The organism is Leptolyngbya sp. FACHB-711, from assembly GCF_014695615.1.
Classification (GTDB): domain Bacteria; phylum Cyanobacteriota; class Cyanobacteriia; order Elainellales; family Elainellaceae; genus Leptolyngbya_A.
Window position 1 is genome coordinate 1 of the sequence record NZ_JACJOR010000420.1, and the last position, 13,811, is coordinate 13,811.

Here is a 13,811-nt window from a genome sequence, read left to right on the forward strand (position 1 = left end):
CCGCAGCAGGATTATGGAACTTCTACCTGACTGCGGCATAGGAAGAACTTGAAAGGTCGCATTGGCTAGCTCTGTTCTTATTTCCCGACAACTCTAATGGATAAAGCACATTGCCAGCGCATGAAGACCAGGCGCAAGGTTATCTCCAAACGCAGAGACAGTGCCCGCTCTCCTTTTGCCTGCGCTCAAATGGCAGCAGTGACAGCAGTGACAGCAGTGGTAGATTAAAGCATGACAAATTGAAGCGAATCGATAGCTTAAATGCGATCGAGCGACTCACAACCAAGCGAACACGTAATGCAGATTTGGCAGCTGCGGAACTTAGCTCTCCACGGTTTAGCTTTCAGCAATAAAACCCGAGGGTTCGATCGGAGACTCTGAAGCAGCACTCTGCGAAACAAGCAGTTCTTCAGAGGCGACAGAGCTAACACTCGATTGAGCAGGTTCTGCAAAAAAGGAATTGGGTTCAGCAACAGGCATGAACGGCACATATGCAGGCTCCAGAGCGCGATCCGGTAAAACAATTCCTTCTTGCAATCCCGATCCTGCCTGTTGGAGCCGCTGCTTTGCCCGATATTGCCGCCTCAACAGTTCGACTGCACCCAGACCGCTTCCTACGCTAGAAACGATCGCAATCCCCAAATAGCGAATAATACTGTTTCTCGTTTCGCGATCCATTCGCGAAGGCGGGGTCTCACTCCACTGAGGCGGAAAATCCATCAGCACCGGAATTGGCTGCTGCATCACCAGGGGCAAAGTCATGGCAGAAAAAACAGTACTTGCCACTAGAACGGCAGTGAGGATACCATGACTAGAACGAACACGACTTGAACAAACACTGCTCATATACAGTTGCTCCGCACAATGAGTTAAGGGCTTATATACTCAAACGCGGTAGCGCACCCCCGTAACCGGAGATAATTCATCTGTCTCATTCAATCTTAACTAAGTGTATAAAGAAGCACTCTGTCAATCGGGAGAAGAGTGTGGATTGATGGGTAGATCACGGGTAGATCAGGGAAGGGGTGGAGGGGTAAGCGGGTGGATAAAGATGCCCTTGGTTTGTCCATGTTAAATCTGTGCTAACTCAGGTCGGGGGTAAGTGACCAAGGCAAAAGAGAAATAAAACGCTATTGCCTTCAAAACCCCATTCCTTGAGAAGCTCCACCTACCCATCCACTCATCGGCCTACCTTACCTCATCACTCGCCTCCCCCCTGCCCCAGTTCCCGGCTCGCGATCGTCTTTGCCGTAGCAGAAAGCGGATCGATCGCCGTCCAGCCGTTCTCGGTTGGAATATGAGTTTCAAAATGCAGGTGCGGTCCAGTAGAGTTACCTGTACTGCCGACCCAGCCCACGACGCTGCCCTGCTGAACGATCGCTCCAGGACGAACGGCAATTCCTGAAAGGTGAGCGTAGAGGTTGCGGTAGCTTCCGGCTGCTGTTTCGACAATTACCGCTAATCCATAGCCGCCCATATAATCTGCTGCCACGATGCGCCCTGCCATTGCCGCCACCACTGGAGTTCCCATCGGCGCACCCAGATCAACGCCTGCATGAAAGCGACGATCGCCCGAAATGGGATGAATTCGCCAGCCAAATGCCGAAGTCAGCACGGCTGGAATTGGCAACGGAAAGACTAAATTTCCCCATCCCATTTGTCTTGCTAGAGCAGGCGAAACCGTGAGACTAGTGGATTCGGCGCGGGGCGAGAAACAATCCAGCGGAGCCGTCTGCGGAGTCACAGTTTTTTGGCTGACGGTCTGGGCTTTCGGCGGGGGAGTAACGCTGACTGCGGGTGGGGAAAGCTTAACTGCATCTTTCTCCACAAGCTGGAAATCCGCCAAAGACTGCTTCAGGTCGAGCAGGTAAGGACTGACGCTGAGGGCAGGCTGAAGCAAATCAAGCGATCGAGCCGACTGTTCAGAAGTCGAGGACAGCAAGGAAGGCACCGCAGCAGACTCCGCAGAATTTTCATCTCCCGTTTCGATCATCTGGGCTTCTATCTGGACTTCTATCTGGGTTTCGGGTTCTGGTTGAGAGTGCACAGGTACAAAGGGCAGACGAATTCCAGCTTCTTTTAGCGGTTTACTGAGCCAGTAGCCCATGATCTCGATCGGCGATGCAGGCTGAAGGTTGAAGCGATCGAGATTTCGAGCCTGAGCAGTAGAATTTTTGAGATTTTTAGATAAATCAGCCGACGGTGAATCCGCAGAAAAATCGGGGCGAACCGCAAGCGATCGAGGCTGAGCCGGAGTTGCTGCCTTTTCAGAAGCAGTTACAGATTCAGCAGCGGTGGGTTTATCAACCGGTTGCTTGGCGATGGGCTTCGCAGTCGATGATTTCTGCTCAATCGCTTCTGCGGCAGTTGATTTTGCAGCCGATGACTTCGCATCTGCAGAGCGAACGGGTTGCGCGGTAGGTCGCTTAACAGCAGATGCCAGAGTTGCAGCAACTCGATTCCCAAAGCCGGGAAGCGGTTTCTTCTCGTTAGCCTGGGAAGGGCGAACAGCGGCTTGAGCAGCAGGCGCATCGGCAGCCGAGCATTGCGGAATTGCAAAGGTTTCTGGCAAAGCGCGACCGATCGGCGCATAGCCGGGTGTATAGGCAGGCATCGACGCGATCGCATCACCGGGAACCGTTCTCCCAGAAGCTTGAGCAGACGCAGATGGGGCTGCCGCAACAGGAGAAGACTGAGTGCCTGACTGACCTGGTACTTGAGCCGCAAGCTGATCAATCTGGGCAAGCAGTGCCGTTTGTAGTTCAAGCGGTAGGGCAGGATGGCGGGCAACCTCGCGGGCTGGCTCAAAGGCTCCGACTTCGGCATAATTCAGCGCAATTCGCATCAAATTTTGCTGAAGCTGAGCTTCTCGGCTTGCCTGATCTCGCGCCACGATCGCCGCTAACTTTTCATCAAGCTGTTGGCGCATTGCCCCAAGCGTTTGGGGCTGAGCAGCAGGCTGCTTGACAACTACCTGTTTTGAAGTGCCGCTTGGTTTTGACTGGGGAGTCGTCGCTGAATCTGTTGTTAAAGTTGAGGAAGAAGTCGGTTCAGCGGGGGAAGCAGGAGAAGGCGTTGAGGGAGCGGGAGCGATCGCAGCAGGCTCAGGTTGTGGAGACGGCTCAGGCGCGATCGGGGTTGTGGGAACGATGACACCCGCCACTTCAGGCGCGACGATCGACTCCACCGTCACCGGGGCTGAAGGACTGACCACAGAAGCAGACGGCTCCAACGATTCATCCGATAAGGGATCAGGCAAATCTTGAACTGATTCCTCACTAGCGGTAGACGACGGAACTTCAGGGGGAATAGAAGCATCGGCGACCGAGGCAGGATAGACCTTGAGCATCGATGATGTAATGACAACTGTGGCTAAACAGTGTCCAACAGGCTTGAGGATGTGCTTCATGAGAGACCAGCGCAATCACAGCTTTATCGAGAGTTCCCAGACAATATGCAAACAGCGAAACGGGCTACCAGGAAAAACTGCATAATTTCTCCCGTGAAAGAACCACTTTGTATCGCCAAAGATACACTAGAGAACCAAGGACAGGGAAAGGAAAGAGTAACAGTGAATCGAACGAGAATGACTTGAATTCGATCGCCTTTAAATCGCTTCTAAATTGAATTGCTGCTAGGTTCAGCGGCTTTCAAATTCAGAGGGTTTCCGTTCAATTGCCTGCGACATTGCCATTTTCATCAAATTCATCAAAATCGTCTTTGTTAGGATTCGATCGCATTAGAACAACAAACCAATTTGCCAAATTTAAGCAGCCCAGGCAATCCTCGCTGATATTACACCCTTTTTGATTAAGGAGGCAGTTCAGCTCATAGATGTTCCTTTTCAAATCTCCTCTTACAGGTGTCCTCATCAAAGGGCTTGATTTCCTTAAATTCTCCCACACGGATTCGGAAGATACCTATTATTACCGAGGCAGCTTTACGAAGGCTTTGTGATCGGTTGAGATGCGATCGGAGTAGTCAGACCCAAACAAGCCACAACCGAAACGGATTTTATTGCGATCGAGCGGGAACGCAGAGGTTAACCATTCCTTTAAGCAGGACGAAAAGCAAGAAGGATTGGTTGCAGGCAAATTGCCTGAATGATGCAGTTCTTCCGGGCAGTTCAGTCAGCTCGATACCCCAAGATTGCTTCGTGGTCGTGTTCCTCGTTTTGCTTAAGTTGCTTGAGTAGGATTGCTGATTGGCAAAGTCCATCCTGAGGTACTTACTGCGATCGGGCGTTGTGCAGAATACTTTTCTTCATGGGTAATTTTTGAGAGGATGAGCAGTACTTAGTGCCCAGAATGCTATGCCGAAAGCGAAAGAAACTCCCACCGAAGTCAACCTGAACCAAGCCCAGCTCTATTTCAATCGAGAGTTAAGCTGGCTTGAGTTTAATCGTCGTGTCCTGCAGGAGGCGTTTGATCAGCGCACGCTGCTGCTGGAGCGGCTCAAATTCTCAGGGATTTTTAGCGCAAACCTGGACGAATTTTTCATGGTGCGCGTTGCCGGGCTAAAACAGCAGGTCGAGGCACAGGTTAGCTCGCTCAGCCCAGATGGACGCACCCCACAGCAGCAGCTTGAGGCGATCGCTCAGGTTTTGCGCCCTATGGTGATGGAGCAGCATCGCCACTTTGAGCAGGTCTTGCGTCCAGCACTGGCAGAAAAAGGAATTCACCTGCTGAACTACATCGACCTCAATCAGGAACAGCGGCTTTTCCTCCAGGACTTTTTTGAGCGGCGAATTTTTCCCGTACTGACTCCACTTGCCGTCGATCCGGGGCATCCGTTTCCGTTTATTTCTAATCTCAGCCTTAATCTGGCAGTGGTTGTCAAAAACCCAGAAACTAATCGAGAGCATTTCGCCAGGGTGAAAGTGCCCAAAATTCTGCCGCGTTTTGTGGTGTTTCCGGCAGAGCTTCAGCACCAGGATGGTAAGCCGAGCCTCTGGACGGGCGTTCCGCTAGAGCAGGTGATCGCCCACAACCTGGAGGCACTATTTCCGGGAATGAATATCCAGGAATATCATCTGTTTCGGATTACCCGTGATGCCGATCTGGAACTGGAGGAAGACGAGGCAGAAGACCTGCTGGAAGCGATCGAACAGGAACTTCGCAAGCGGCGACTGGGCGGTTCAGTGGTGCGGTTAGAAGTTCAAAGCACGATTCCGGCTTCGATTCGATCGACGCTGATGCAGGAAATGGAGCTGGAGGACAGCGATGTTTACGAAGTGGAAGGACTGCTGAATCTCAAAGATTTGATGTCCCTGCTGTCGCTGCCCGTGCCCGAATTGAAAGATTTGCCTCGTATTTCCGTAGTATTGCCGGGGCTGCGATCGGTCGGCGATGGGCGATCATCTGGCAACAGCAGTTCCCACGATGAATCTGATATTTTTTCGGTGATTCGGCGCCGTGACTTGCTGGTGCATCATCCTTATTATTCGTTTTCGGGTTCGGTGCAGCGATTTATTATTCAGGCAGCGAATGATCCGCAGGTATTAGCGATCAAAATGACGCTTTACCGCACATCGGGAGATTCTCCGATCGTGAATGCCCTGATTACGGCGGCGGAAAAAGGCAAACAGGTGGTCGTGCTGGTTGAACTAAAAGCTCGGTTTGACGAACAGAATAATATCCAGTGGGCTAAGCGACTGGAAGAATCCGGCGTTCACGTCGTTTACGGTCTGGTGGGGCTAAAAACGCATACGAAAGTGGTGCTGGTGGTGCGGCAGGAAGGCGATCGGATTCGTCGCTATGTCCACATCGGCACAGGCAACTACAACCATCGCACTGCCCGAATTTACACAGATTTGGGACTCCTGAGCTGCCGGGAAGAGCTGGGCGCAGATTTGACGGATTTGTTTAACTACCTCACAGGCTATTCGCATCAGCGATCGTATCGTCGGCTGCTGGTGGCTCCGGTGAATTTGCGCGATCGAATGCTGGGACTGATTCGGCGAGAGATTGACCACTGTAAGAACGGACAGCCAGGAAGGATTATCGCCAAAATGAATGCGCTGGTTGATCCGCAGATTATTGCTGCCCTTTACGAAGCCTCGCGATCCGGCGTCCAGATCGATCTGATTATTCGGGGTGTATGCTGTTTGCGTCCGGGCGTGGAAGGCGTGAGCGAAAACATCCGCGTCATCAGCATTATTGGTCGTTTCCTGGAACATTCCCGAATTTTCTACTTCCACAATAACGGCCAGGAAGAAGTCTACATTGGCAGCGCAGACTGGATGCCTCGCAACCTCGATCGCCGGGTAGAAGCGATTACCCCGATCGAAGACCCGCAGCTTGCCAAAGATCTGCAAGAAATTCTGGGCATTCTGCTGACAGATAATCGCCAAGCCTGGGAGCTACAGCCGGATGGCTCTTACAAGCAGCGACAGCCCAAAGCAGGGGAACCAGAACGCAGTGCCCAGGCGATTTTCATGGACATGGCGATGCAGACGATCAGCAATTTGGGATAGGTGCAGCCGTCCTCATGCCCAAAAGCTTATCCTGTTAAAGTGACACGCTAAAGGGAATTTCTTCCACTTCCGGCAGTTTCTCAATTACGAGCGGCTTGTTGTTATTCCCGGCAAGTTGCTTTAGCAGTTGCGGGCGCGGGTCGTGCAGCAGGTAAATCAGCCGATCGCCCGCCTGCCATTCTTCTGCTACAGGGAGGACCTGAAGCCGATCGTCGCGTTCGACCAGGAGCGGCATCAAATCACCCGATCGAATCAGTGCTTTAAGGTGTGCTTGCTGAAACAGCAATTCAGGCTCGCGCAGCGTAGTTTCGCCTAATTTCACCGCATTGTCTTTCAGGTAACCATTCCAGGTTTTGAGCGAGATCTGATCGGTAAATGCCTGCTGAACGCGGCTCATATCGCTGGTCAGCATCGACTGCGCCTCGCTGGGAAACACTGCCAGGACGCGGGGCGGAGCAAACTCTTCGGCGGTTCGCTGTGCCAGCACCAGATTAACTTCGCTGTTGTTAGTCATGACCAGGAAAGTTCCGAGGCGATCGAGCCCTGCTTGCTCCAGCACATGGGTATCGAGCGCACTGCTGGAAAACACCCGAAAGCCTTCCTGCTGCGCCAGTTTACAGGCATCCGCATCGGTGTCGATCAAAACAACCGACTCGCCCCGATCGCGAAACAATCGCGCAATCAGCACACTCAGCGCATTGCAGCCCACAATCACCGCACCCGTTGCCTGCGTCGAGGTAATGCCCAAAAGCCGCGCTGCCCAACCTGCAGACAAGCCCTGCAAAAATACGGTCGAAAGAATCGTCAGAAACACCAGGGCTTTAATTGCGTCACCGCCGTTGATGCCCCGCTCGGTCAACAGAATCGCAAACAGCGAAGCCACCGAAGCAGAGACAATTCCCCTCGGCGCGACCCAGCACAAAAACAGCTTTTGTCGCCAGTTCAGGTCGCTGTTCCAGGTGCAGAGCCAAACATTTAGCGGACGCACCAGAAACATCAGCACCGCGACCGTTAGCAACGCACCCCAGCCCAGCGCAAATACACTTGCGATCGACAAATCCGCTGCCAGCAACACAAATAGCACCGAGATCGCCAGCGTCGTAAGCTGTCCCTTAAATCGCCGCAATAGGCGTTCCGCAGGCAATTCAAGCGCACCCAGGACAACCCCAGCCACCACCATCGTCATCAGTCCCGACTCGCTTCGCATGAACTGCGCCAAGCCATAAAGTCCCCAGACGCCCGCCAATACAACGAGATTTTTCAAATCATCCGAGAGAAGGGTCGCCCGTCGCAAGATTTGTCCCAGTAGCCAGCCGCCGATCGCCCCAATGCCACCCCCAATGCCTAACCGCAGCAGCATTCCGCTCAAAATCAGCACCGGATCAGCATCCCCACTGCGAATAATATCCAGCACCACGACCGCCAAAATTGCCCCCACTGGATCGATCAGCACTCCTTCGCCTTCCAGCAGTGCAGCAACCGATCGATCGACCTTGACCTGCTTCAGCAGCGGACTGATTACCGTTGGACCCGTCACCACCACCAAGGCCGCGTAAAGAAAGGCGATCGTCCAGGGAAACTCGCTCAGCCAATGAGCCGCCATGCCGCCGCCGAGGAGGGTAATCAACACGCCTAGCGTTACCAGATTCCGCAGACTGCCGGACACTTTATCCAGTTCGCGCAGGTTGAGGTTCAGTCCGCCCTCAAACAAAATCAGCGCAACCGACAGCGACACAATGACTTCCAGCCCGTTGCCAAACCAGTTGGGATGCAGCAGCCCAAACCCGTCTGCTCCCAGCACCATGCCAAACAGCAGCAGCAAGACAATGCCAGGAACTCTGAGATATTCTGCGATAACCTGCGCCCCGATTCCTGCAATAACGGCAAGAACGATTTGCAAGGTTAGCTTAAACGCATCTGCATCCATAGAATCCTTTTATGCAGTTCACCGCTCGATCGGAGGTTATCAGGCGTTCACTTCATCGATATCTTAGCCAGGAGTTCGTAAAAATTCCTTTGCCTGATCATAGCCTGGAATCTTTGTACTACTGCTTTTGACGGCATCGCTCTCCGATTTCTATTCCTTCAAAAGAAGGTAATAGGGCTGACCCGCTGCCAGCGTCAGTCCCGCTCGATCGCCTGCCAGCTGTCCCGTTCCCATAAAAATATCCACCCGTCCTGCACCCTGAATTGCTCCGCCCGTATCCTGATCCAACACATAGCGGCTCACCGTTTGGGGCACAATTTGCCGTTGAGCATTGGCAAGCGGAATCTCGGTATGAATCAAAGCCAGCGCACCGGGCGGCATCAAAGATTTATCCGTCGCGATCGATCGATCGGCAGTAACAGGTACGCGAAGACTGCCCGTTGCCGGAGTTCCCGTCGTTTCTTTGAAGAAAATAAAGCGATCGTTGCGCGGCAGGTATTCGCTTAATTCCGTCGGATGGTCGCGAAAATACTGAATCACGATCGGCAAGCTGAGATTCTCCGGCTGAATCTTACCTGCGTTGATTAGTTCGCGCCCAATGCTGACATAAGGATAATCGGTGCGTCCCGCATAGCCAATACTGATTCGCGTTTCATCGGTAAGCTGAAGCTGAGCCGATCCCTGAATCTGCACCAGATATGCCTCTAGTCGATCGCGCAGCCAAACCAACTCCAATCCGCGTAGCCTTCCCTGGCTCCCTTGCAGTCCATCCATTCCCTCAAGCTGACGACGGGTAGGATGAGGTCGCGTCCACTGAGCTAAATCCGGCGGCAGCGCATAAAGCGGATAGCGAAATTCAGCAGTCTGCACTCGGCTCGCTTCATACACAGGCTCAAAATATCCCGTGAATTTAACTAAACCCTGACCGTCTGAGCCGATCGACTGATACAGATCAAACTCGCGCCGGACGGCTGCCTGCAATGCTTCGGGCGATCGCACTGTGCGAACCAACTGCCGAAATCGAATCAGACTGCGCCGAACCCGATCGCGAGTGAATTCTGAAATCGCATAATTGGCATAAGCCGTTTCTGCCTGAGGCGTATCGAGATAAGTCAGCGAGTGGTCGATCGCTTGCAGCAGTGCCCGGCGATCGGCGGCGATTCCCCCAGTTCCCCAGATCTGGCGATCGATCCCGACTTCACCCTCGATCGGAGCCGACTCAACCGAGTTTAAAGGAATAATCTGAACGGGATTCGTGGGCGGCGGAACGGATGGCGAGGAAACGGGTGGAGTAACAGGCTGCGTTTGGGCAGGCAAAACCCGTAGCCCCAGCAGCAGGCTCAGCAGCAAGCCGAGGCAAAACAGGAGCAATGCAAAGCCGTTTCCTTTGCGAAGTAACTGGGTGAGCGATCGCCTCATCAACCTTTAGATCAATCCATCTCAAAACGAATTTAGAAATCGCGGTCAACACTTCCAAAGAAGACAGGCTCGACGCGCAGCGCAATCACCCGAGAAGGACGCACCACCATATATTCGCCTTGAATGTTTTTGATGGGCACATTGATAAAATCGCTGGAGCCGGACTTGGGCACAAGTTCCCCGCTATACCACTTCTGGAAGTCCTGAATCGTGGGAAACCGCACTTCTTCGCGATGTCCCCCTTCCATCAAAATGTGCACCGCAAATTCGTTGGGCGTTCTTGGCATCGCAGAGGCTCCTTTAGCAGATTCAACTGACTATCCTACGATGTTGAGCATTCCCAGAACGATCGGAAAAAGTAAACTGAATGGGGGTGAGACAGTTTCGGTAATGCTTCGTAGGATAGGGAGGCGAAAAACCGTAACGCATGGAGGCAGGGGCTAAGGGAGAATGCCTGACGCTGCGTTGACCCATCCTACGGAATGCTTAGAAGCGCTCAGGCAGCGTTAAATTCGGCTTGCAGAGCCTCGTCGTTGTCATCAGCCAGGGTAGCGACGATCGTAATATTCCGCGAGATCTCACCAGGAGACAGTTCTGCTAGCGTACGGCGGGCACAGATTACAACCTGATCTTCCGAGATGGCAAACCGGGCTTCAAAGGTATTGCCCCAGTTCATTTCCATCAGCCTTCGCAGCAGACCCGCTTCGTTGTTGACAGGCAGTTTCAGCACGGTTGACCAGACGGTGAGAATGTCTTCTTCAGACGTGCCGGGAAGCTGCACAAAGACTTCAACGCTGCCATACTTAAACTTCCACAGATACCCACCACCCTCGGTATGGTTCACCATCGCGCTGTTATCTTGCTGCAAGCTGGCAATCACCGTTTCGATGACCTCGATATAGTTCAGCGTAACGGCAGTGTCTTCTCCGCCAGCCGCATTTGCTGCGGGATCGAGATCCAGTTCGTATAAAGTCATGGCTGTAACCCAGTTGACAGTAGAGAATGATGACTAGACCTACTCTAGCGGCTGTCGCGGCGATCGAACCTCGTTCTGGGGATATTTTTTATAAAACGGGAGCAGTTTAGCATGACCGTAAAGTATCAATTTCCCAATGAGTTTCTTTGGGGTGCGGCAACGGCGGCTTATCAGATTGAGGGAGCCACAGCGATCGATGGGCGCAAGCCAAGCGTCTGGGATACGTTTAGCGCGATCGTGGGACGGGTGCTGAATGGCAACAGCGGAGAACCTGCCTGCGATCACTATCATCGCTATCGGGAAGATATCAAGCTGCTGGCAGAGCTGGGAATCAAGCATTATCGCTTCAGCATTTCTTGGTGTCGTGTTATGCCGGACGGACGGGGAGCCGTCAACGAGGCAGGAGTAGATTTTTATCGCCGACTGGTAGACTGCCTGCTGGAACACGGTATTACGCCGTACGCCACCCTGTTTCACTGGGACAGCCCCCAAAGGTTAGAAGATCTGTATGGTTCCTGGCGCAGCCGCGAGATTGCCCAAGATTTTGCGGATTACGTGTCTGCAACCGTGGAGCGATTGGGCGATCGCATTACCCATTGGATCACGCTCAACGAAATTCCCTGCTTCACGCACCTGGGCTATGGCATAAAACAAGTGCCGCCCCATGCACCGGGAACGATCGTTAAAACTCAGCAAGAAGTCTGGCAAACTTCCCATCACGCGCTGCTTGCTCACGGTATGGCTTGTCAGGCAATTCGATCAGCTTCCCCTGTACCCTGTAGCGTGTCGCTGGTAGACAATTTTGCCGTGTCGGTTCCCTTAATGGAAACGCCCGAACACATCGCCGCTGCCCAGGCCGCTCTTCCCTTTTGCTGGCAAAATGGTGGCATTCTGTATCCGGCTCTCACCGGAGCGTATCACCCTGAGTTTCTACGGCAGTTAGGCAAAAATGCGCCTCGGATTCAATCGGGCGATCTGCAAATCATTCATCAGCCCATTGATCAGCTTGGCTTTAATGTGTACACGGGAAGCTATGTGCGGGCGATCGATCGGGCTCCCGGCTTTGAAATTTTGCCCTTCCCTCATAGTTATCCGCGAATGAATATGCCCTGGCTGCAAATCGTTCCCGACGCCATTTACTGGGGCGTGCGTCACATCAGCGAAACTCTTAACCGACCCAACCTGCCGATTTTGATTACCGAGAATGGCTGCGCTGCAGAGGATCAGGTGCAGTCGGGCGAAGTGATGGACAGCGATCGAATCTTTTACCTGCGCCAATATCTTAAAGCCGCCCACCGCGCCACCCAAGAAGGCTATCCGCTCAAAGGCTACTTTGTTTGGAGCTTAATGGATAACTTTGAATGGGCGTGGGGATACGATCGTCGCTTTGGCATTGTCTACGTTGATTACCCTACTCAGCGACGTATCCCAAAAGCTAGCGCACACTACTACGCTGAATGCATCCACCAAAACCAAGTCCTATAACATCCTTTTCCCTGACTCCTGACCCCTCCCCTTATCTCCCCATTCCTTCATCCATCCGCCGGATTGACAGACTCAATTTGCTGATTAAGCTGTAAATAAGCTACATCAACTTATCCAACCACTTTAAAAACTGCTGTGATAGTCACACTCTTCATTTTTATTGTGGGTTTAACACCATTTCTTGCTTCTCTCTGGATTTTGCGTCGGGCAGATGCTCAAGCACAGGAACGTCTGCAACTGGCGATGGAATCGGTTTCAACACGCGGGCTGCCCAAATTGGGACTTTCCCCCGACCATCACTACGTCGAGGGCATCGGCTACATGATTGGCGACCTGACTTGTCAGTTTAATGCCCGATCGAGCTATATGCGCTGCGCCGTGAATCCGATGGGTCCATGCCAGGAATGTTTACACTACCGAGAGCGAGAGCTGCCCGACCTGGATCTGTCTCTCTAAGAATCTAGGGGTTTTTGGATCAGCAACCCTGTTATGAAGCAAGACCCTGTTAGCGATCGGCTCTTGCACCTGCGCCTTCGGGAAGGGGCATCGGGCGGGGTTGGAACGGCAGAGGAACATACTGCACTGAGGGGCGACCTGTCATCGGCTGTGGATAAAGATCCATGAGCTGATAGATTTCTTTGGGCAGCCCAACGGTAATCGGTAATCCCATGTCTTTTGCTTCTTCGACCGTAATGGGATAATCGTGGGTAACTTTGCCCGTCGTAATGGCATCAATAATTCGTTCGACTTGTTCCGGGGCGATCTTTCTCTGAGGAAATTCGTCTGCCAGAAGGGTGCGAACAAATCGCTGAACCTGGGTGATCGCTTTACGCGCAATATCTGCCGTGATCAGGGTTTGATCATCAATTTCGCTGATCGGCTTTTCTTCAACGACCTTGATTACACTGGCTGCGGGAATGCTGCCAAGCTGCGGATCGACCGGACCCAGCACTGCGTTTTCGTCCATCACAATTTCATCGGCTGCCAGAGCCAGCATCGTGCCGCCGCTCATTGCATAGTGGGGAATAAAGACGGTGACTTTTGCCCGGTGGCGAATCAAGGCTCTAGCGATCTGTTCGGTGGCAAGCACCAGTCCTCCAGGCGTATGCAGAATCAGATCGATCGGCACATCAGGCGGGGTCAGGCGAATCGCCCGCAAAATTTGCTCAGAGTCTTCGATCGTGATGTAGCGCGAAAGAGGAATTCCCAACAGACTGATGGATTCCTGCCGATGAATGAGCAGAATCGTACGGCTCTGCCGCTTCTGTTGAAAGGTTTGGATCGAGCCTAGCCGACGGGACTCCACAACTCTGCGTTGAATGATGGGTTGAAGGGTTGAAATAACAATGAAAATCCAGAATAAAGCGGAAAAGCCCATGCCAGCTCCTTAGATAGAGGTCTTTACTTAAGTAAGGGTTTGCGAAACAGCCGTGAATCAGCCTTTGAATCAGTGAGCGAATTAGTCAATGGATTGGTCAGCGAATGAGCAAATGAACGGGTTTGTGAAACGCACTTTCAAAACCACAATC

Annotated in this window: 10 protein-coding genes; 3 read left to right on the forward strand and 7 right to left on the reverse strand. The window is 52.7% G+C overall.

Annotated elements, in window-relative coordinates; all coding sequences use genetic code 11:
- Positions 1 to 336 precede the first annotated feature (336 nt).
- Entirely contained in the window at positions 337 to 846 is a 510-nt protein-coding gene (locus H6F80_RS18615; RefSeq protein WP_206755093.1) for a hypothetical protein, read from the reverse strand.
- A 355-nt stretch (positions 847 to 1,201) separates the two neighbouring features.
- A complete protein-coding gene (locus tag H6F80_RS31390) occupies positions 1,202 to 3,409 on the reverse strand; it encodes a M23 family metallopeptidase (RefSeq protein ID WP_242067441.1) in 2,208 nt (735 codons plus the stop codon).
- Positions 3,410 to 4,312: 903 nt separating this feature from the next.
- Between H6F80_RS31390 and ppk1 the strand changes: the two genes are divergently transcribed.
- Positions 4,313 to 6,475 carry a polyphosphate kinase 1 gene (ppk1, locus tag H6F80_RS18625; RefSeq protein ID WP_190793023.1) on the forward strand — a complete coding sequence of 721 codons (2,163 nt, stop codon included), beginning with the start codon at positions 4,313 to 4,315 and terminating at the stop codon, positions 6,473 to 6,475.
- Between the two features lie 34 nt (positions 6,476 to 6,509).
- On the opposite strand, the gene H6F80_RS18630 is transcribed toward ppk1, so the two are convergent.
- The 4 genes from H6F80_RS18630 to H6F80_RS18645 all read right to left on the reverse strand — a co-directional run bounded on the left by H6F80_RS18630 (position 6,510) and on the right by H6F80_RS18645 (position 10,797).
- Positions 6,510 to 8,402, reverse strand: a complete 1,893-nt coding sequence (locus H6F80_RS18630) for a cation:proton antiporter (protein WP_190793024.1) — start codon at positions 8,400 to 8,402, stop codon at positions 6,510 to 6,512.
- A gap of 150 nt (positions 8,403 to 8,552) precedes the next feature.
- A complete protein-coding gene (gene mltA / locus H6F80_RS18635; protein WP_190793025.1) occupies positions 8,553 to 9,821 on the reverse strand; it encodes a murein transglycosylase A in 1,269 nt (422 codons plus the stop codon).
- Between the two features lie 32 nt (positions 9,822 to 9,853).
- Complete coding sequence (locus H6F80_RS18640; protein ID WP_190793026.1) at positions 9,854 to 10,108, reverse strand: hypothetical protein; 255 nt, start codon at positions 10,106 to 10,108, stop codon at positions 9,854 to 9,856.
- A gap of 209 nt (positions 10,109 to 10,317) precedes the next feature.
- Entirely contained in the window at positions 10,318 to 10,797 is a 480-nt protein-coding gene (locus tag H6F80_RS18645) for a YbjN domain-containing protein (RefSeq protein WP_190793027.1), read from the reverse strand.
- Positions 10,798 to 10,908: 111 nt separating this feature from the next.
- Between H6F80_RS18645 and H6F80_RS18650 the strand changes: the two genes are divergently transcribed.
- Together H6F80_RS18650 and H6F80_RS18655 are read left to right on the forward strand one after the other, a co-directional pair.
- Complete coding sequence (locus H6F80_RS18650; protein WP_190793028.1) at positions 10,909 to 12,282, forward strand: GH1 family beta-glucosidase; 1,374 nt, start codon at positions 10,909 to 10,911, stop codon at positions 12,280 to 12,282.
- Between the two features lie 135 nt (positions 12,283 to 12,417).
- Positions 12,418 to 12,738, forward strand: a complete 321-nt coding sequence (locus H6F80_RS18655; protein ID WP_190793029.1) for a DUF6464 family protein — start codon at positions 12,418 to 12,420, stop codon at positions 12,736 to 12,738.
- A 49-nt stretch (positions 12,739 to 12,787) separates the two neighbouring features.
- Here H6F80_RS18655 and H6F80_RS18660 read toward each other — a convergent pair whose 3' ends face one another.
- Positions 12,788 to 13,660 (reverse strand): SDH family Clp fold serine proteinase, encoded by an 873-nt coding sequence (locus H6F80_RS18660; protein WP_190793030.1) that lies wholly within the window; start codon positions 13,658 to 13,660, stop codon positions 12,788 to 12,790.
- Positions 13,661 to 13,811: the final 151 nt, after the last annotated feature.

Bases quoted from the DNA above. Each gene is read 5' to 3' on its own strand.
- H6F80_RS18615 (WP_206755093.1), bottom strand. From the start codon at position 846: ATGAGCAGTGTTTGTTCAAGTCGTGTTCGTTCTAGTCATGGTATCCTC.
- H6F80_RS31390 (WP_242067441.1), bottom strand. From the start codon at position 3,409: ATGAAGCACATCCTCAAGCCTGTTGGACACTGTTTAGCCACAGTTGTC.
- ppk1 (WP_190793023.1), top strand. From the start codon at position 4,313: ATGCCGAAAGCGAAAGAAACTCCCACCGAAGTCAACCTGAACCAAGCC.
- H6F80_RS18630 (WP_190793024.1), bottom strand. From the start codon at position 8,402: ATGGATGCAGATGCGTTTAAGCTAACCTTGCAAATCGTTCTTGCCGTT.
- mltA (WP_190793025.1), bottom strand. From the start codon at position 9,821: ATGAGGCGATCGCTCACCCAGTTACTTCGCAAAGGAAACGGCTTTGCA.
- H6F80_RS18640 (WP_190793026.1), bottom strand. From the start codon at position 10,108: ATGCCAAGAACGCCCAACGAATTTGCGGTGCACATTTTGATGGAAGGG.
- H6F80_RS18645 (WP_190793027.1), bottom strand. From the start codon at position 10,797: ATGACTTTATACGAACTGGATCTCGATCCCGCAGCAAATGCGGCTGGC.
- H6F80_RS18650 (WP_190793028.1), top strand. From the start codon at position 10,909: ATGACCGTAAAGTATCAATTTCCCAATGAGTTTCTTTGGGGTGCGGCA.
- H6F80_RS18660 (WP_190793030.1), bottom strand. From the start codon at position 13,660: ATGGGCTTTTCCGCTTTATTCTGGATTTTCATTGTTATTTCAACCCTT.